The organism is Burkholderia sp. 9120, assembly GCF_000745015.1.
In the GTDB taxonomy this organism is placed as follows: domain Bacteria; phylum Pseudomonadota; class Gammaproteobacteria; order Burkholderiales; family Burkholderiaceae; genus Paraburkholderia.
Map to the genome: position 1 here is coordinate 1,291,857 of NZ_JQNA01000001.1, position 18,255 is coordinate 1,310,111.

At 62.8% G+C, this 18,255-nt stretch carries 17 protein-coding genes and 1 tRNA gene; 10 read left to right on the forward strand and 8 right to left on the reverse strand.

Going from position 1 to position 18,255, the window contains the following annotated elements; translation table 11 throughout:
• Position 1: 1 nt before the first annotated feature.
• The 4 genes from FA94_RS05705 to FA94_RS05720 all read right to left on the reverse strand — a co-directional run bounded on the left by FA94_RS05705 (position 2) and on the right by FA94_RS05720 (position 3,168).
• Positions 2–301 (reverse strand): phosphopantetheine-binding protein, encoded by a 300-nt coding sequence (locus FA94_RS05705; RefSeq protein ID WP_035547715.1) that lies wholly within the window; start codon positions 299–301, stop codon positions 2–4.
• Positions 276–1,070, reverse strand: coding sequence for a lysophospholipid acyltransferase family protein (locus FA94_RS05710; protein ID WP_035547718.1), 795 nt, complete (start codon positions 1,068–1,070; stop codon positions 276–278). Before FA94_RS05710 ends, FA94_RS05705 begins: the two co-directional genes overlap by 26 nt.
• On the reverse strand, positions 1,054–1,818 hold the full coding sequence (locus tag FA94_RS05715) for a beta-ketoacyl synthase chain length factor (protein ID WP_035549377.1): 765 nt from the start codon (positions 1,816–1,818) through the stop codon (positions 1,054–1,056). The genes FA94_RS05710 and FA94_RS05715 overlap by 17 nt, the downstream gene beginning before the upstream one ends.
• Before the next feature lie 642 nt (positions 1,819–2,460).
• Entirely contained in the window at positions 2,461–3,168 is a 708-nt protein-coding gene (locus FA94_RS05720) for a DUF4136 domain-containing protein (RefSeq protein ID WP_035547721.1), read from the reverse strand.
• Between the two features lie 225 nt (positions 3,169–3,393).
• Between FA94_RS05720 and pepN the strand changes: the two genes are divergently transcribed.
• The 6 genes from pepN (at position 3,394) to FA94_RS05750 (ending at position 9,859) form a co-directional block, all read left to right on the forward strand.
• Positions 3,394–6,099 (forward strand): aminopeptidase N, encoded by a 2,706-nt coding sequence (gene pepN / locus FA94_RS05725; protein ID WP_035547724.1) that lies wholly within the window; start codon positions 3,394–3,396, stop codon positions 6,097–6,099.
• A gap of 207 nt (positions 6,100–6,306) precedes the next feature.
• Positions 6,307–6,588: a type II toxin-antitoxin system RelE/ParE family toxin gene (locus tag FA94_RS05730; protein ID WP_035547728.1), complete on the forward strand. Its 282-nt coding sequence runs from the start codon at positions 6,307–6,309 to the stop codon at positions 6,586–6,588.
• Between the two features lie 16 nt (positions 6,589–6,604).
• Positions 6,605–7,060, forward strand: a complete 456-nt coding sequence (locus FA94_RS05735) for a HigA family addiction module antitoxin (RefSeq protein WP_035547731.1) — start codon at positions 6,605–6,607, stop codon at positions 7,058–7,060.
• A 123-nt stretch (positions 7,061–7,183) separates the two neighbouring features.
• A complete protein-coding gene (locus FA94_RS05740) occupies positions 7,184–8,200 on the forward strand; it encodes a class 1 fructose-bisphosphatase (RefSeq protein WP_035547733.1) in 1,017 nt (338 codons plus the stop codon).
• Positions 8,201–8,255: 55 nt separating this feature from the next.
• A tRNA-Thr gene (locus FA94_RS05745) sits at positions 8,256–8,331 on the forward strand.
• A 406-nt stretch (positions 8,332–8,737) separates the two neighbouring features.
• Entirely contained in the window at positions 8,738–9,859 is a 1,122-nt protein-coding gene (locus FA94_RS05750) for a DUF8189 domain-containing protein (protein ID WP_035547736.1), read from the forward strand.
• Here FA94_RS05750 and FA94_RS05755 read toward each other — a convergent pair.
• Positions 9,844–10,044, reverse strand: coding sequence for a hypothetical protein (locus FA94_RS05755; RefSeq protein ID WP_035547738.1), 201 nt, complete (start codon positions 10,042–10,044; stop codon positions 9,844–9,846). The genes FA94_RS05750 and FA94_RS05755 overlap by 16 nt on opposite strands.
• 27 nt (positions 10,045–10,071) lie before the next feature.
• Positions 10,072–10,254 carry a hypothetical protein gene (locus FA94_RS05760; protein WP_081935716.1) on the reverse strand — a complete coding sequence of 61 codons (183 nt, stop codon included), beginning with the start codon at positions 10,252–10,254 and terminating at the stop codon, positions 10,072–10,074.
• 374 nt (positions 10,255–10,628) lie between these two features.
• Between FA94_RS05760 and FA94_RS05765 the strand changes: the two genes are divergently transcribed.
• From FA94_RS05765 to FA94_RS05780, 4 genes are all read left to right on the forward strand, one after another.
• Positions 10,629–13,313, forward strand: coding sequence for an excinuclease ABC subunit UvrA (locus FA94_RS05765; protein WP_035547743.1), 2,685 nt, complete (start codon positions 10,629–10,631; stop codon positions 13,311–13,313).
• Between the two features lie 473 nt (positions 13,314–13,786).
• Positions 13,787–13,936, forward strand: coding sequence for a hypothetical protein (locus tag FA94_RS39075; RefSeq protein ID WP_028200145.1), 150 nt, complete (start codon positions 13,787–13,789; stop codon positions 13,934–13,936).
• A 278-nt stretch (positions 13,937–14,214) separates the two neighbouring features.
• Complete coding sequence (locus FA94_RS05775; RefSeq protein ID WP_156126535.1) at positions 14,215–15,411, forward strand: IS4 family transposase; 1,197 nt, start codon at positions 14,215–14,217, stop codon at positions 15,409–15,411.
• 190 nt (positions 15,412–15,601) lie between these two features.
• Positions 15,602–16,198 (forward strand): chorismate mutase, encoded by a 597-nt coding sequence (locus FA94_RS05780; RefSeq protein WP_035547745.1) that lies wholly within the window; start codon positions 15,602–15,604, stop codon positions 16,196–16,198.
• Between the two features lie 48 nt (positions 16,199–16,246).
• Here the strand turns inward: FA94_RS05780 and FA94_RS05785 are convergent, their stop codons facing one another.
• Together FA94_RS05785 and FA94_RS05790 are read right to left on the reverse strand one after the other, a co-directional pair.
• The gene (locus FA94_RS05785) at positions 16,247–17,398 is read right to left on the reverse strand and encodes an exonuclease domain-containing protein (protein WP_035547747.1); all 1,152 of its coding nucleotides are present in this window, start codon (positions 17,396–17,398) and stop codon (positions 16,247–16,249) included.
• A 356-nt stretch (positions 17,399–17,754) separates the two neighbouring features.
• Entirely contained in the window at positions 17,755–17,958 is a 204-nt protein-coding gene (locus FA94_RS05790) for a cold-shock protein (protein ID WP_035547750.1), read from the reverse strand.
• Between the last annotated feature and the right edge of the window lie 297 nt (positions 17,959–18,255).

Below are 18,255 nucleotides of genomic sequence, written 5' to 3' on the forward strand. Positions count from 1 at the left end.
TTTATTCCCCCTTTCTGGTGGTTTCATTCACAGCGTGCGCCGCTTCGCGCTGGCTCGCGACGAGCGCGGCCAGGGTGCTGATCGAACGGAAGTGTTCGCGCGTGCGTTCGTCGTTCGCTGCGATGGTCAGTTGGTATTGTTTGCGCAGCACGATGCCGATTTCGAGTGCATCGATCGAATCGAGACCGATGCCGTCGGTATCGAACAACGGGGCGTCGTCGTCGATATCGGCGGGGCTCAGGTCTTCCAGATCGAGGGCCTCGATCAGAAGCTGTTTAATTTCCAGTTTTAAAGAATCCATAATCGAACAGGTGCTGAGTAATGTGTGCTTCGATGGCGCTCGTCACGCTGCGCGCCGCAAGGGCCGGTGTCGCGTCATGCGCCGCGAGCTGCTCGACGTCGAGCGGCTCGAGGACATTCACGCGCATCCGGAATGCGCGCGCCGGCACGTCGTACCAGCGCATCTGCTTGGTGAAAGCGGGGGGATCGCAGTCCATCAGCACCGGCACGATCGGTGCGCCGACCTTCAGTGCCATGTGCGCGAAACCGCGCGAAAACGCATGCAAGCGGTTCGGCGCGGGACTGCGCGTGCCTTCCGGGAAAATGATCATCGTGTAGCCGGCCGCCAGTTGCCGCGCGCCAGCCTCGACGAGTTCCGAGGGGTCGGCATTGCTGACGTATTCCGCCGAGCGCACGATGCCCCAGAAACAGGGGTTGCTCCAATGCGCGTTTTTCACCACGCAACAGGCGTGCGGCGTGAGCGACAACAGCACCATCACGTCGAGATAAGTGGGGTGATTCGCGACCACGATCGCCGGGCCGCCCGCGCGCAACGCCTCGACGTTCGACACATCGAGCTCCATCACGCCGACGCGCTGCAGCACCGCGACCAGCGCGCGGAAAAACCAGTGGATCACGCTCGTCACCGCGAATTGCCGCGACGCGCGATGCGGCCATACCCACGCAAGCGGAAACACCAGCACCGAAAACAGGGTGCCGCATACGCCGAACACCACGAAGGCCATGCCCGTCGCACAGAGACGCCAGCCGTAATCAAGCCGCGAGGTCATGCCAGCTCCAGTGCCAGGTGGCGTCGGCGTGTTGCCAGGCGCCCGGGTTGCCGGTTTCCAGGCAGTGCAGCAATGCCTGGCTTTGCGTCGCGAAAGTAGTCTCGGGGACGGGGGGGTTTGCAGCGCCGGCCGGACTGTCTGCATTGTCCGGCGCGTGCGCCTTGTCGGACGCATCTGCCATGCCCACGCCGTCACCCGCGGACAACCTGCACATCAGTTGCCCTGTGGCTGCGTCGCTGTCCAGCAGGATCGCCAGCGCGCCACCAGGCACTTCGTCTTCGATCGTGCCGTAGGCCGGATCGGCCGGTTCGTCGGCATACACCAGCAGCACCGGCGAGCCGGGTTGCGCCGCGTATTGCGCGTGCGCTTCCAGCAACGCGTAGCCGAGCGTTTCGGCACCGGCCGAAATCGCGCTGGCCGCGGACCGGTCGCCGCGCGCAATGCCGAACACGCCGGTCATCGCGTTGAGCACCGACAGGCTGAACGCGGTCGGCGACACCGGCTCGCCGGCGCTGATGGCGCGCAGGATGTCGGTGGTTCGGCGCAGTTCGCCGTGACGCGACGCGAACACGACCCGCGCCGGCTCTTGCGCGACGCACTCGTGCGCAACCTTCAGCGCGACTCGCGACAGAGTGCTGAGACGACGCCGTACGATCGGCTCGATAAAGCCGATGTCGGGTGCGGCAGATGCGGCAGCAGGCCAGCTAGACCAGCGAGCGACCGGAATGGTCCAGTGCAGATCGGGCATATCGGTGTTCGCGCGTTGATGCGAGGAGAGGCTGAAGCGCCTGACGGAATACGCAGCCGTCACAGCGTGCGGGCGCCGCGCGGACCGGCAATCTCCAGCCGGGAGTCAATCCAGATCCAGCTTTCTTATATAGGGTTCAGCGAATTAACGGCACCGAGCCCCATTTATTTAGGCACCGTTGACAATTAGTGTGACAAATTGTCCCGAGCCCCCGTACGGTGGCCGAATCATACTGAATATTGTGGATTAAATCAGCCACAAAAGACGTATCCATCTGTATCCGTATCGCCTGCACGACGGTTCTTCAAATACGCGTCAAGCCGCGCCGGCGGCGCTTCCCCGCACCGCGCTTGTGCCGCGCGCCCTGCCCCGCCGGGCTCGGCCGCCGACAACGATGCTTGGGACGATATCCTTACGCTCCAATACTTTCATTTAACTTTCTTAATAACTGTTTCATTTGACGAATTTTCCAACTTCACGCGACGCCCCGTTTTAATCCGCGCTACGCGCCATGCAGGTTCGCTGGCGGTAAAAACGAAACGGCCCGGCAGTCATCCCTGCCGGGCCGTTCTGTTTCTTCCGCCTGGATTGCTGGAGCGCGTCATCACGCCCTCCAGCGCACCCGCTTACTGCGCTTACTGGTTACTGCACGACCTTCGGCGCGGAAGCCGGCGCCGGCATCGCAGCGGGTGCGGCGCCCGTGGCGGCCATTTCGTTCGGTGCGCCGTCGTTTTTGTCGAGCGGAATCTTGACGGTATGCACGATGCCGTTGCCCAGCGGGAAATCGGCCAGCGCACTGCGCGCCAGATACGGCATGGCCCTGACCAGCGACGACTCGGCGCCCGAGTTGCGCGCGGTCACGTTATAGACTTCCTTGCCGGTCGCGCGCTCGGTGATCCGCACGCCGAGCAGATGCGTGAAGATCGGATAGCTCTGGCTCACATACCCGTTCGGAAACGGTCCATACGGACCCCACGGGCCCCACGGATCGAACGACCTTCCCCAGTAAGGCGCGGGCCACGGGTTGTAGTACACCGGCTGGGAGACCGTCACCATGTCCGAGCGAATCCCGTATGAGAGCCCGACCAGATAGCGCGCCTGCGCGGTGTCCACCTGACGGAACGCATGCGTGGCCAGTTCGTTGGCCACCGCGCGCTCGTAAGTACTGAGTTCCAGATTGTTCTGCTGATCCGCCGCCCGCGTGAAGGCATAGGTGCGGGTCGCGTCGTTGCCGCTCCAGTCGGAGAAGGCCGTGACCTGGGTGGTCACGTAGGTCGTGCAGCCGGACAGCAGCACCGCCAGCGACGCTAGCAGCAACGTGGCGCGGCGGGTCCATCGATTGATTGTCATGGTCTACCTCGTGAAGCTCTGTGTTGCCCGTTATCGCCCGTCATGAGCGGATTCGCCGACGCGCGGGCTTTGTTCCGCGTCGGCGCCCGATAATACGCTGACCAGGCGATTCGGTAAAAAGTTCGCGCCGCACGAATGGCCGAGGCTTTGTACAATGGCTCGACAAGCCCGGCTCGCACGCCAGAAGCGAGCTTGCCGACTCGAGTTCCCATCCTACAGAACGCCATGGCCGATACCGCTACGCCCAATGTGATCCGCCGCGCCGATTACGCGCCGCCCGCTTTCCTGATCGACACCGTCGCACTCGAGTTCGATCTCGTCCCCGAACGCACAGTCGTGAAGAACACCATGCGGGTGCGCCGCAATCCGGACGCGTCGCACGCCACGCAGCTCGCGTTGATGGGCGAGCAACTCGAATTCGTCAGCGCTGCGATCGACGGCAAGCCGTTCGCCAACGTGCATGCGCATGAGCACGGCCTGCTGCTCGACCATGTCCCGGACGACTTCGAACTCACGCTCACCAGCGTCTGCAATCCGGTTGAGAACACCACGTTGTCGGGCCTCTATGTGTCGGGCGGCAACTTCTTCACGCAGTGCGAGGCCGAGGGTTTTCGCCGCATCACCTACTTCCTCGACCGACCCGACGTGATGGCGACCTACACGGTCACGCTGCGTGCCGACAAGGCCGATTATCCGGTACTGCTGTCGAACGGCAACCTGCTCGAAGAAGGCGATCTGCCGGACGGCCGCCACTTCGCGCGTTGGGAAGATCCGTTCCGCAAGCCGAGCTATCTGTTCGCGCTGGTCGCGGGCAAGCTGGTGGCGCTCGAAGAACGCGTGAAGAGCGGCTCAGGCAAGGAAAAGCTGTTGCAGGTCTGGGTCGAGCCGCACGATCTCGACAAGACCCGTCACGCGATGGATTCGTTGATCAACTCGATCCGCTGGGACGAGGAACGCTTCGGGCTCGAACTGGATCTCGACCGTTTCATGATCGTCGCGGTGAGCGACTTCAACATGGGCGCGATGGAGAACAAAGGCCTCAACATCTTCAACACGAAGTACGTGCTGGCGAACCCCGAAACGGCCACCGACACCGACTTCGCGAACATCGAGGCCGTGGTCGGCCACGAGTACTTCCACAACTGGACCGGCAATCGCGTGACCTGCCGCGACTGGTTCCAGCTGAGCCTGAAGGAAGGCCTGACCGTGTTCCGCGATCAGGAGTTCTCGGCCGACATGGCCGGCGGCCAGACCAACAGCAGCGACGAAGCCGCGCGCGCCACCAAGCGCATCGAAGACGTGCGCGTGCTGCGCCAGATGCAGTTCGCCGAAGACGCGGGTCCGATGGCGCATCCGGTGCGTCCGGAAAGCTACGTCGAGATCAACAACTTCTACACCATGACGGTCTACGAGAAAGGCTCGGAAGTCGTGCGGATGTATCAGACGCTGTTCGGCCGCGACGGCTTCCGCAAAGGCATGGACCTCTACTTCAAGCGTCACGACGGCCAGGCCGTGACCTGCGACGACTTCCGTCACGCGCTCGCCGACGCGAACGGCCGCGATCTGGCGCAGTTCGAACGCTGGTACAACCAGGCCGGCACGCCGCGCGTGTCGGTACGCACCCGTTACGACGCCACCCAGCAGCGCTACAGCGTGACGCTCACGCAAGGCTACGGCGAGGCGGCCTCGGCCGCGCGCGAGACGCAAAAGGGACCGCTGCTGATCCCGTTCGCGATCGGCCTGATCGGCCGCGATGGCGCAGACCTGCCGCTGCAGCTTGACGGCGAGGCGCAGGCTTCGGATAACACCACGCGCGTGCTGGAATTCACGCAGACGGAGCAGACCTTCACGTTCGTCAACGTGGCGCAAGAACCGCTGCCGTCGCTGCTGCGTAATTTCTCGGCGCCGGTGATCGTCGAATACGACTATTCGGCGGACCAACTGGCGTTCCTGCTCGCGCACGACAGCGATCCGTTCAACCGCTGGGAAGCGGGTCAACGCCTCGCAACCCGCGAGCTGCTGACGCTCGCCGCGCGCGCTGCGACCGGCGTGCCGCTGCAGCTCGACGACTCGGTCGTCGCCGCGTTCGCGCGCGTGCTGACCGACGAAACGCTCTCGCCGTCGTTCCGCGAACTGGCGTTGATGCTGCCGTCCGAGGCGTATCTGGCCGAGCAGATGGCGGAGTCGAATCCGGCCGCCGTGCACGCGGCGCGCCAGTTCGTGCGCAAGCGTCTCGCCAATGCGCTGAAGAGCGACTGGCTCAAGGTGGTCGAGCAACATCGCACGCCGGGTGCGTACGAAGCCACGCCGGAGGCGTCCGGCCATCGCGCGTTGAAGAATCTCGCGCTCTCGTATCTCGCCGAACTGGACGATCCGGCCGAAGCCGTGCGTCTCGCGGCCGCGCAATACGACGCCGCCAACAACATGACCGACCGCGCGGCGGCGCTATCGGTGCTGCTCAGTTCGGCAGCGGCGCACGGCAGTGGCGCCGACGCACAGCGCGCGCTCGACGACTTCTACCGGCGCTTCGAGAAAGAGCCGCTCGTGATCGACAAGTGGTTTGCCTTGCAAGCCGTACAGCGCGGCAGCGCGCAGCGTCCGGTGATCGACGTCGTACGCAAGCTGATGGCGCACCCCGCGTTCAACCTGAAGAACCCGAATCGCGCACGCTCGCTGATTTTCAGCTTCTGCGCCGCCAACCCGGCGCAGTTCCATGCTGAAGACGGCTCGGGTTATGCATTCTGGGCCGAGCAGGTGATCGCGCTCGACGCGATCAATCCGCAGGTGGCCGCCCGCCTCGCCCGCTCGCTCGAATTGTGGCGCCGCTTCACGCCGACGCTGCGCGACGGCATGCGCGCCGCGCTGGAGAAAGTGGCCGCCCAGGTGAAATCGCGCGACGTGCGCGAGATCGTGGAGAAAGCGTTGGGGTGATGCTCGTCTGAGCGCTGTTTTGTTGCGAGAAGCCGGCACGCGTTGCCGGCTTTTTTTCGTTCTGAATTTGTCCTGGGTGGGACGAGGCGGCCACGCGCGCGGTGCTCAACGTTAGCCATCTGGCCGACTGTTCGAATAGCGCTGACAGGGTGAAAGTAAACGTACTCTTTTAACGGTTTACGTTTAACGCGATGCGTTATATCATCCATGATCACGACATTCAACGACAAGGCTACGGCGAGAATCTTTCAGGACGAGTTCGTGCGATCACTGCCGCTTCACATGCAGACACTCGCACGGCGCAAACTGCTCATGATCGACGCCGCCCACTGCATCCAAACTCTACGCGCGCCGCCCGGCAACCGGCTCGAAGCGTTGCAAGGCGAGCGCGGTGGGCAATGGAGCATCCGTATCAACGCGCAGTGGCGCATCTGTTTTGGCTTTGTCGGCGAACACGCGCTGAATGTCGAGATTGTCGACTATCACTGATTATTGGGAGGCCACCATGGTCATCAAACGCTCCGATCTGGGCCGCATCGATTTCTCGGACATCGATACCGGCGAGAGCATGCCGGAAATCCATCCGGGCGAGATTCTGCGCGGCGAGTTCCTCGAACCGCTCGGCATGTCCGTCAATGCGCTCGCACTCGCGCTGCGGGTGCCGGCGCCGCGCATCAACGACGTCGTTCGCGGCAAGCGCGCCATCTCGGCCGACACCGCGTTGCGCCTCGAACGCTATTTCGGCGCGAGCGCGCAATTCTGGCTCAATCTGCAAATCGCCTACGACCTGCGCGTCGCCGCCGCGGCCGCCGGCGAGCAGATTGAACGCGAAATCGAGCCCATGCCCAAGGCGGACCGGCCGAAAATGCCGAAAATCACCGCCGAACACGCCCGCGCGGCGGCACTGGCCACCAGCTTGCGCAGCAGCGCCGAAGACGGCCGGGCACAGCGCGCAGCCTGACTCCCGGCACGCCGCGCGCGGCGCGTTGCGGCGTCGGCCAGTGCGGTCTTCGTCAAAAGCACGGAGCAGACACAACGAACGGTTAAAATCGAGAAATTCCTCAAGCCTTCCCGGAGTACAGCAATGGCTTTGCAACGTCGTACCACTCTCACGAAGTACCTGATCGAGCAGCAGCGCGAGACCAACAACCTGCCGGCCGACCTGCGCCTTTTGATCGAAGTCGTCGCGCGCGCGTGCAAGGCGATCAGTTACCACGTCAGCAAAGGCGCGCTGGGCGATGCGCTCGGCACCGCGGGCAGCGAAAACGTGCAGGGCGAAGTGCAGAAAAAGCTCGACATCCTGTCGAATGAAATTCTGCTCGAGGCGAACGAATGGGGCGGCAACCTGGCCGGCATGGCGTCCGAGGAAATGGAGCAGTTCTTCCCGATCCCGGCCAACTATCCGAAGGGCGAATACCTGCTGGTGTTCGATCCGCTCGACGGCTCGTCGAATATCGACGTCAACGTGTCGATCGGCACGATCTTTTCGGTGCTGCGCTGCCCGGACGGCCAGCAGCCCACCGAACAATCGTTCCTGCAGCCGGGCACGCAGCAGGTCGCCGCGGGCTATGCGGTCTACGGCCCGCAAACCGTGCTGGTGCTGACCACCGGCAACGGCGTGAACTGCTTCACGCTCGACCGCGAACTCGGTTCGTGGGTCCTCACGCAAAGCGATATGCGCATTCCGGTCGAAACCCGTGAATTCGCGATCAACGCGTCGAACGAACGCCACTGGTATGCGCCGGTCGAGCAGTACATCGGCGAATTGAAAGACGGTAAAGACGGCCCACGCCAGAGCGACTTCAATATGCGCTGGATCGCGTCGATGGTGGCGGACGTGCACCGTATCCTGAATCGCGGCGGCATCTTCATGTATCCGGCCGACAAGCGCACGCCGGACAAGCCGGGCAAGCTGCGCCTCATGTACGAAGCGAATCCGATGGCGTTTATCGTCGAACAGGCCGGCGGCGCTGCGACAAACGGCGAAAAGCGCATTCTGGACATCCAGCCGAAGAGCCTGCACGAGCGCGTAGCAGTGTTCCTCGGCTCGAAGAACGAGGTCGACCGGGTCACGCGCTACCATCTCGAAGCAAAAAAATGAGCGCAGGGGCTTGCCAAGCCCGTAAAGAAGTCCCTATAATCTCGTTTCTCCTGATGCCGGAATAGCTCAGACGGTAGAGCAGCGCATTCGTAATGCGAAGGTCGGGGGTTCGATTCCTCTTTCCGGCACCACAAGATTCAAGCAAAAAGCCCAGTCCTCGTGACTGGGCTTTTTGCTTTTCGGCGCTTGTTTCAGCACGCGTTTCAACACTCGCTCAAGCGCCATCGATCAATGGACGATCTCGTCCATTACCCGCCGAAGCATCGGACGGGAACGCCCATTCATTCACCGCTTTTTTCGTCGCGCCGTTGGCCCATGGGTCTTCGGCCGCCTGGCACGCGTCTCGCTCTAGCTGGTCCGGCGCCCTTTCATTAAACCAATAAGGGCGATCCACACAGTGTTGCTTGCTGGCAGCCGCTGATCCTCGCTACGTCGATGGAGCAGCAGCACGCGCCGGCCGCCGGTATTCCGACCGGCGTCCATGCGCAAACGTCTCGGGCCACACCGTTCTCCTGACCAACTTAAGGATCGAATCCCATGACCACCGTCGGCGAACTTCACACAAAAAACCTCGAAGCTATGGTTCCGGCAGCCAGTTCGACCTGGACGTCTCTAGGCGGCGCGTTTCGCGGCATCGCGGCGCCCGTCTACTACGGCGGAAGCCTCTATGCCTTCACGCGAAATACGGACAACACGTTGGGCATGTGTACCGTGACGTCGCCGACAACCGGTAGCTGGATGCAACTCGGCGGCCAACTGACGAACAGCCCGGCGTCGGCGATTTCGCCGAACGGAACGCTCGGCGTGCTCGGGCTCATGCAAGGCAACGTGGTCGAAATCAACTACGTCAATCCGTTCCAGGGCACGCAAACCGGCTTCAGCAATTTCGCGGGCGGCACGCCGTCGGGCGTCAGCTGGTCTGGCGCGCCGGTGATGACCGTCAACAGCAACAACCGGCTCGAGGCATTCATGCTCGACAGCCACGGCAACATGTGGCACACCTATCAGACGAGTGTGGGAACGAACCCGACCTGGAGCAACTGGTCGGTACTCGGCAGCACCTTCCTCGTCGGCGCCTCGTTCCAGGTTTTCCTGAACACGAATACCGGCGCGCTGCAGGCGGTCGCCATCGGCACGAATAACCAGATCTATCAGATGACCCAATATCAGGGCGGTGGCCGCGACGGCTGGAGTTCGCCGGCCCTGGTCGGTACGCTCCCGAGCGTCACGCCGCAATTCACGCTCGGCACGGCGGCCGCGTTCAATCCCGGCACGTCGTACTCGGTGTTCTCCGGCTTCAACAGCCAATCCGGTGTATCGGCAAACCCGTTGATGTATTCGAGCGGTTCGTATTCCAACGGAACCTGGGTGAACCTCACGCTGGCCGACTCGCCGATCACCACCTCCGCACCGCTGATGCTCAGCAACTCCGGCACGCCGCAATTGATTTACCAGTCGCAGACCAATCCGGGGCAAGTCGTGCTGCTGTCGCAGAACACGGCGTCGACGAGCTTCTGGAAAGGGCAGCAGCAGGTCGGCACGGCAAGCGGCGACTTGAGCGGCCAAATGTCCGGCGTCATCAATGCCGGCAACGTGGCGTTGTTCCAGTGCGGTCAGAGCAAGGGCCAGCTTTACTTCATCAACTATCTGCCGTCCTGATTGGTGAATTTCGCTTTCGCCCGCTGGTGAACATCTCCGGCGCGCCAGGCGCCGGAGATGACGACAACGGTGAGCGCCATCGCCGCTCGCCGTTTTTTTGCGCTCGCCTGGCGAAAGCGGATCGGCAGCGCCGCGCTGCCGAGCATGCGAATCCCGGCATCGACCGACAGGATCGATCGCTCCAAAGACGCCAGACCGTCGCGTGCCGCTCGCTATCTATAGGACGCGGTGGTGACGAGATTGCGAGCCAGCATCGACTGCTCGACACTGACCGGTTCGCTCCGCTGGGGCCCGTACGCGAGCACCGCCTCGCGCGGCGCCGACGTGAACCACGAAATCCGGCCCGCGCACTCGATGCCGACCTGACGTCCCTTCCAGTACACAGCGTTTTCCATGGCGGACTCCTTGTGAGGTAAAGCAGCCATCTTCCGCGCTCGCCTGGCCGCGTCCGTTCGCGACCGCACGCGAGAGCGCTATCCATTCGATTCATTCGATCCATGATAGGCGGCGCGCCCGCCCATGCGCCGGGTTGTCATCCGGTGACGCCATTCTGGCGCAAAAACATGACCGCACCGCCGCCCGGAACGGCGGCGTGAATTTCTGCTTTCCGGCGGGTATCGTCTACGCTGTCAGTCGTCGCGGCGCCGGCAACGTTGCCGTGCCGTGATAACTCAAACGGAATCCACTCATCGCCGGGCACAGTCCGTGCGGCCACATCCGCGTTCAACGCCCGTAACCGGGCTGCCGCCCCAACCCGCTATTCATCCCCATGGACGCCATCCGCAAACCGCCCCGCTCGACAGCGACACGCTCCGATACTCCCGCGTTCACCGGCTTCGTCCGGGTGCGCGGCGCACGCGAACACAACCTGAAGAACATCGACGTCGACATTCCGCGCGATGCGCTCGTCGTGTTCACCGGCGTATCGGGCTCGGGCAAATCGTCGCTCGCCTTCGGCACGTTGTACGCCGAGGCGCAGCGGCGTTACTTCGAATCGGTCGCCCCGTATGCGCGGCGGCTGATCGACCAGGTCGGCGTACCCGAAGTGGACGCGATCGAAGGGCTGCCGCCCGCGGTCGCTTTGCAGCAACAGCGCGGCACGCCGAGCGCGCGTTCGTCGGTGGGCAGCGTGACCACCTTGTCGAGCCTCGTGCGCATGCTGTACTCGCGCACCGGCGACTATCCGCCGAAGCAGCCGATGCTGTTCGCCGAAGACTTCTCGCCGAACACGGTGCAAGGCGCCTGCCCAACCTGCCACGGACTCGGGCGCGTGTACGAGGTCACCGAGAAGTCGATGGTGCCGGACGACTCGCTGACCATCCGCGAGCGCGCGATCGCCGCGTGGCCGCCGGCGTGGCACGGACAGAATCTGCGCGACATTCTGGTGACGCTCGGCTACGACGTCGACACGCCCTGGCGCGATCTGCCGAAGCAGGACCGCGACTGGATTCTGTTCACCGACGAGCAACCGACGGCGCCCGTCTACGCCGGTCTCACGCCGAAGGAAACCCGCGCCGCGCTCAAACGCAAGGACGAGCCGAGCTACCAGGGCACGTTCACGGGCGCGCGCCGCTACGTGCTGCACACCTTCGCGAGCACCCAAAGCGCGCTGATGAAAAAACGCGTGTCGCAGTACATGATCGGTAGCGTGTGTCCGGCCTGCCATGGCAAGCGGCTCAAAAAGGAAGCGCTCTCGGTGAAGTTCGCCGGGCTCGATATCGGCGAGTTTTCGCAGTTGCCGCTGGCGGGGCTGGCCGCGCTGCTTCGGCCGATCGCTCGCGGCGAATGGCCGGAGTCCGGTGCGGCTCAGAGCGCGGCAAAAAACAAAGGCGCCGTACTGAGCGAGAACGCGATGCGCGACGCCATCGACAAAAGAGTTGCCGCCGGCGGCTCGGCGCACAAAACTTCCCGCGACGTGCGGCGCACGCCGAACCTGTCCGAAGAAAAACGCGTCGCCGCGCAGCGCATTGCCGCCGAACTGCTGGAGCGGCTGACTACGCTGATCGATCTGGGACTCGGTTACCTCGCGCTGGAGCGCAGCACGCCGACGCTGTCCTCCGGTGAGCTGCAACGCTTGCGGCTGGCGACGCAGTTGTCGTCGCAACTATTCGGCGTGGTGTATGTGCTCGACGAACCCTCGGCCGGCCTGCATCCCGCCGACGGCGAAGCGCTCTTCACCGCGCTGCAATCGCTGAAGGCGGCGGGCAATTCGCTGTTCGTCGTCGAACATGATCTGCAGATGATGCGGCGCGCCGACTGGTTGGTCGACGTCGGCCCCGCAGCCGGTGAAGCCGGCGGCCATGTGGTCTATAGCGGACCGCCCGCCGGGCTCGAGAAGATCGAGGCCTCGCAGACGCGCCGGCATCTGTTCGCGCCGCCCTCGCCCGTCGCTCGCACGCCACGCGAGACCGCGGGCTGGCTGAAGCTCGCCGGCATCACGCGCAACAATCTCCGTGGCCTGAACGTCGCGTTTCCGCTTGGCTGCCTGACGGCCGTCACGGGCGTGTCGGGTTCCGGCAAATCGAGCCTGGTGAGTCAGGCGCTGCCCGAACTCGTCGCGAGTCATCTCGGGCGAATCATCGAAAGCGCGGACGACGACGAACTCGACCCCTTGCTCGCCGATGCCACGCTACCGACCGGCGGCCATATCGCCGCCGGCATGGACGCGTTGCGGCGGCTGGTGCGCGTCGATCAGAAACCGATCGGCCGCACGCCGCGCTCGAACCTCGCCACTTATACGGGTCTGTTCGACCACGTGCGCAAGCTGTTCGCCGACACGCCGTTAGCGCGCAAACGCCGCTACAACGCGGGCCGCTTCTCGTTCAACGTCGCCCAGGGCCGTTGCCCGACCTGCGAAGGCGAAGGCTTCGTCAGCGTCGAGTTGCTGTTTCTGCCGAGCGTCTACGCGCCCTGCTCGACCTGCCACGGCACGCGCTACAACCCGCCGACACTGGAAGTAACCTGGCGCGACAAAAACATCGCCGAGGTGCTGGACCTGACCGTCGACGCCGCCTGCACCTTCTTTGCCGACGAACCCGGCGTGATGCGCGCGTTAAGTGTGCTGCGCGACATCGGACTCGGCTATTTGCGGCTCGGACAACCCGCCACCGAACTGTCAGGCGGCGAAGCCCAGCGCATCAAACTCGCCACCGAACTGCAACGCACGCAGCGCGGCGACACGCTGTACATCCTCGACGAGCCGACCACCGGCCTGCATCCCGCCGACGTCGATCGGCTGATGATTCAGTTGCAGGGACTCGTCGACGCCGGTAACACCGTCGTGGTCGTCGAACACGATATGCGGGTGGCCGCGCAAAGCGATTGGGTGATCGACGTCGGGCCCGGCGCGGGCGACGCCGGCGGCACGATCGTCGCGAGCGGCACGCCGTCTGAAATCGCGCGCGCGAAGGATAGCCGCACGGCCGTTTATCTGCGGCCACTGCTGGCGGCGTGACGCTTTTTTAATTTTTGCAAAAAAAACTTAAAAACGCCTGTTGGGCGTCAACGAAATCGGAGAATCAATCGTTTACGAAAAGATTAGGCGGCTGAATGAGCAGACCAACGAACCGGTAATTAACGAACGTTCGGCCTCTTAACGAGAAAAGCCTGCCGATGCGGCAGCGCACAAAAATCACCGCGGTTTGTTCATATCAACTGCGTTGAACGTGTGACGCGCGAAGCATGAGAAGCACTGCGGCGAAATGCCCGTGCGACAGGGCTGACAGGGAAATGGAGGGGAGTATCGGACTGGTTTGAACGGGCGCGGGTAAAACCGGACATCCGCAAGGCAACCGATAAATTTTATTCAAACACTCTGTTCAAATGTTGAGCTGTGCCGATAAAGCAACAAAGAACAGGTGAGCTGCATCAGCTGCTGGTGCAAAACGGGGACCGAGGCAGATAATCGGTTTGTAAAGGAGAAAGATCATGGATGCCAAACCACCGAAGATTCCGACCCCGGACAAAGTTTTCAGCCCGGATCCGGAACCCGCTGGCGTCGAGTTTCTGGGTGCAGAACTGCCGGAGCACGTTCGCGCCTTTTTCGACGAACAACGAAAGTCGTGCGACTCGAAGTAATCAGTCGGTGGCGCGATGCAGCATCGGCGTCCGCGCATTCGGCGCGCGGCGCGGATTCGCACGCCCCTCGCGATGAGTTTTACGCTCTGCGGGTGACGCGGGTTAAAACCGTCTGAATTCGACGCCCGGGCGCGACGCAATGCTCTCAACTTAAGCCCCAAAGTGCTTGTAAACGAGGCATTGCCCCTGTAAACTTCATCGCATAACTCACTGATAAATCAACGATATGAACTCAAATACCAGCGTCCTCGCGGCTTCTGGCTGAGTTCTCCGATTTCCTGCTCGATCCGGCGCTCGCCGATCGCGTGCGTCGTTCTCCCACCGCCTTTACCCGCAATCGCACACTGACCTTGCCGCGCATGGCCGCGCTGATGATGTCGGGCATGTGTGCCAGCGTGCAGACCGAACTCGACGCGCTATTCGGCGCATTGGGTGAGCACGGCGCACGCAGCCGCGCCGTCAGTGCGCAGGCGTTCAGCAAGGCCCGACGCGGACTGTCGGCCGACCTGTTCGAACTGGCCCGCGCCCGCCTGATTTCGCTGGCTCGACCCCATATCGATTCGATGCGCTGGCACGGCCTGAGGCTGGTCGCCGCTGACGGCAGCCGCCTGCGCGTAGGCACGCGTCGCGGCCATGAACTGCGCGCTGATCACTACGCATTTGCACTGTTCCTGCCGGGAGCAGAACTGACCCTGCACGCCACGCTTCATCCCGCTGACGGCGCCGAGCGGCAGATGCTGTTCGAAGCACTGGACGTGCTGCAGCCGCGTACCGATCTGCTGCTGCTCGATCGCGGCTACATCGGCAACACGATGGTGGCGGCACTTGTACAACGCGAAATCCCGTTCTGCATGCGTGTCGATGCGCGTAACTGGAAATGTGTCAGCGCCTTTGCCCGCAGCGGTAAAGCCGAGCATGTGGTGACACTGGAGGCGCCTGGCGAGCAGGATGCCCGCGACTATGAACTGATGCGCAGGCCGACTACCGTACGCCTGATCCGGGACGTCACCCCAAGCGGTCGCGTGCGTGTGCTGATGACCTCGCTGCTGGACAGCGAGCGTTACCCGGCTGCATCGTTCGGCGCGCTCTATCATCAGCGCTGGCGCGTCGAAGAAGCGTTCAAACGCCTGAAACACCGGCTGCGACTGGAAGCCGTCACGGGCCTCGATTACCTGGCATTGCAGCAGGACTTCGGCGCAAAAATCCTCGCTGACAATCTTTGCACATTGCTCAGCGAGCTTGATGCGCCGCACGATGACGGGCAAGCCAGCCGGCCTAACCGGGTGTACGCACTGGGCGCACTCAAGCCGATCCTCGGCGGGTGCCTGCTGCGTGTCCGACACTGCCTGGACCGCCTCGCCGCTGTGCTGGACGTGATCCGCCTGACCCGATGCCGGATACAGCCGTCACGCTCTTATCCAAGACCACCCAGAAAAGCCAAGCCCCACTTCCATCTCGCGTACAAACTCGCTTGATGCAGTGGGGCTTAAGTTGAGAGCATTGGGGCGCGACGCCCAGCGTCCGGTTACGCTCGCCCTCAAGGTTTAATACGCGCTACGGGTTCTGTCTCACGCGCCGCTTTTCGCCGATGAATACGCCCGCAGCGCCGGGCATCGTCTATTCTTCTGGTTTTTCTTCCACGGCCGTCCGGCCATCGCCTTCTCCATGAATCGTTCGTTTCGCATTGGCGCGTTCTGTGCGCTGACGTTGTTCGCCGCGCTTGCTTTCACGTCCGCTCCCGCTGTGGCGGATGGCGACGACACAGCGCTCACCAATCTGATCGCGCTGGCTTCGCAGCGCCTTGCGCTGGCGGAGCCGGTCGCGCGCTGGAAGTGGGCGAATCATCAGGCCATCACCGACACGCCGCGCGAAAACGCACTGCTCGCCGATGTCGAGAAACGCGCGGCGGCCGCCAATGTCGACCCCGCGTTCGCACATGCGTTCTTCCAGGATCAGATCGACGCGAGCAAGGACGTGCAGAACGCGCTGTTTGCCGACTGGCGCGCCACGCAACCACCGCAAGGCCCGGCACCGGATCTCGCCACCACGACGCGGCCGCAGTTGGATCGGCTGACGCAATCGCTGGTGGCCGGGCTTGCGCGCGTGCAGCCGCTGCGCTCGGCGCCGGATTGTCCGTCGCGCGTCGCGCAAGCGCTGGCTAATTGGAAGTCGCTGACACGCTACGACTCGGCCCGCTCGGGCGCGCTGACTCGCGCGCTGGGTCATGTGTGCGAGACGGGCGGTGTAGGCGCGACGGGTTGAGGCTACGCGGCGTGATAAAACGCCGCCAGGCTCAACCGGCTGAATGGTTTAAGCGAGACTCGGCGCGGATGCGCCGCTCGTCTCGCTCAACGGCATCACGCGCAAACCGCGCGCGAGGTGACTTTGCAGGATGCGGTAGGTCGACAGTTCGAACGGCCCCGCGACGCTCGACGCGTGCAAATCCGCCGCCTGCGCGAGCGATGGCGCATGGCCCACATAGCGCCAGCGATCAACCACATGAAACGCGCGCGCCTGCGATCCTTCCTCGCGCTCCTCGAAAACAATCGGGCCTTGAAACGGCCAGGGGGCGTCCGCCGGATCGCTTTTCGTGACTCGCGGCACCCGGTTGTGACCGGGACGCAAGGTCGCAATCCACTGCGCTTCCGCCAGCATCGCGCCCAGTTCGCCACCGGTCGCGCGCCATTCGACGCGCCGTACTTGCTGCGCAAGTCGAACATCTTTCGACGACCGCTTTTCGCCGGTCAAATGCGAGCGCAAACGCTGACGCACTCGCACGCTTCGTCCGACGTACAGCGGCAAATCCTCTTCCCCATAAAACGCGTAGACGCCGCATCCGGCCGGCGCGCTGTCCAGCAGGTCCTCGGTGATGTCGCCGGCGAGCCGGTAGCGCCGCGTGGTGCGCTCGATCTGGGTCCGCAATACGTCTAGCGGCACGAGGCCATGCAGGCGCTGCCAGAACTGCCAGATCAGATCGGCGTCGGCGAGGGCGCGGTGACGATCTGACGGCACCAGCGCGTGACGTTCGACCAATGCATCCAGCCCGTGACGCTTTTCCGCCGGAAACAACGCGCGCGACAGACGCACCGTGCACAGCACGTCCGGATCGAACGCCAGCCCGGCGCGGCGAAACTCACCGCGCAAAAAGCCGCGATCGAAACTCGCGTTATGAGCGACGAACAGTTTGCCGTTCAGACGCTCGAACAATGCCGGCGCGATCACGTCGAAGGTCGGCGCGCCGCGCACCATCGCATTGGTGATACCGGTGAGCTGCTGGATGAAGGACGGGATCGGCTGCTGAGGGTCGACGAGACTGCTCCAGCGCGACACGCCGGCGGGTCCGATTTCAACCACGCCGACTTCGGTAATGCGATGCTCGCTGGTCGAGCCACCGGTGGTTTCGAGGTCGACGAAAACGATCGGGCCATCCAGGGCCGGCTCCGACAAAAACTGTTCAGACATGGAAAGGGATACTTTGGACGCGTGACTTTGCGGCAAGTATGCACCAGTTGGCTGGTCTGTACCCGGATTGCATCGAACGATCTGGGTTGAACGGCAGCGCGGCGCGCCACATTTCCCGGCCCTTCGCGCGACCGATAAAATCCATCACGATTATATTTTTCGGATAAACGTTGCAACGATCTGAAAAACGTTGTGCATTTGATTTTTTCGATCACAAACGGCCATTCGAACCGGATAGTTAATTCGATCCAGCGCTGCGATAACGTCGAGATAACGAAACAGGCATTAAAAAAGCCCTCGCTTTCGTGCGAGGGCTCCTTGGCGATCCACTGCGCGATACGGCCGTGCGCGGCTTCTTACAGCGGCTGGATATTCGCAGCCTGCTTGCCCTTCGGGCCGGCCTTGACTTCGAACGAGACGCGCTGGTTTTCCTTCAGCGACTTGAAGCCGTCCGCGCGAATCTCCGAGAAGTGCGCGAACAGATCTTCGCCACCCGAATCCGATGTGATGAAGCCAAAGCCCTTAGCATCGTTGAACCATTTGACGATACCAGTTTCCATGTTCCAGTTTCCCTCGAGGATTTATAAAAATCGGGCAATGCCCTCACGCTGAATATCACTGTCAAATTATCCGCCATGGATTATTTCTGACAACCCATCTGAAATCAGATCGGTTAGTGAATTCAGCTTTGCCGTTATACGGGGGACGAAGAATCGTCGTCAAGCAAATTTTTAATATTCGTTTAGCTTGCAACACGCTATGCGTAACGCAAATTCAATCGGCAATGTTTATCGCATATCTCAGTAAATACTGAATAATTTTCACGTCATTATTACTGACTTAACGGCGCGACATGC

Coding starts and splice junctions, on each gene's coding strand:
- FA94_RS05790 (WP_035547750.1), bottom strand. CDS start 17,958: ATGGAAACTGGTATCGTCAAATGGTTCAACGATGCTAAGGGCTTTGGC.
- FA94_RS05760 (WP_081935716.1), bottom strand. CDS start 10,254: ATGGAAAACGCTGTGTACTGGAAGGGACGTCAGGTCGGCATCGAGTGC.
- FA94_RS05740 (WP_035547733.1), top strand. CDS start 7,184: ATGGCTTTGCAACGTCGTACCACTCTCACGAAGTACCTGATCGAGCAG.
- FA94_RS05765 (WP_035547743.1), top strand. CDS start 10,629: ATGGACGCCATCCGCAAACCGCCCCGCTCGACAGCGACACGCTCCGAT.
- FA94_RS05750 (WP_035547736.1), top strand. CDS start 8,738: ATGACCACCGTCGGCGAACTTCACACAAAAAACCTCGAAGCTATGGTT.
- FA94_RS05735 (WP_035547731.1), top strand. CDS start 6,605: ATGGTCATCAAACGCTCCGATCTGGGCCGCATCGATTTCTCGGACATC.
- FA94_RS05730 (WP_035547728.1), top strand. CDS start 6,307: ATGATCACGACATTCAACGACAAGGCTACGGCGAGAATCTTTCAGGAC.
- pepN (WP_035547724.1), top strand. CDS start 3,394: ATGGCCGATACCGCTACGCCCAATGTGATCCGCCGCGCCGATTACGCG.
- FA94_RS39075 (WP_028200145.1), top strand. CDS start 13,787: ATGGATGCCAAACCACCGAAGATTCCGACCCCGGACAAAGTTTTCAGC.
- FA94_RS05720 (WP_035547721.1), bottom strand. CDS start 3,168: ATGACAATCAATCGATGGACCCGCCGCGCCACGTTGCTGCTAGCGTCG.
- FA94_RS05710 (WP_035547718.1), bottom strand. CDS start 1,070: ATGACCTCGCGGCTTGATTACGGCTGGCGTCTCTGTGCGACGGGCATG.
- FA94_RS05785 (WP_035547747.1), bottom strand. CDS start 17,398: ATGTCTGAACAGTTTTTGTCGGAGCCGGCCCTGGATGGCCCGATCGTT.
- FA94_RS05715 (WP_035549377.1), bottom strand. CDS start 1,818: ATGCCCGATCTGCACTGGACCATTCCGGTCGCTCGCTGGTCTAGCTGG.
- FA94_RS05780 (WP_035547745.1), top strand. CDS start 15,602: ATGAATCGTTCGTTTCGCATTGGCGCGTTCTGTGCGCTGACGTTGTTC.
- FA94_RS05705 (WP_035547715.1), bottom strand. CDS start 301: ATGGATTCTTTAAAACTGGAAATTAAACAGCTTCTGATCGAGGCCCTC.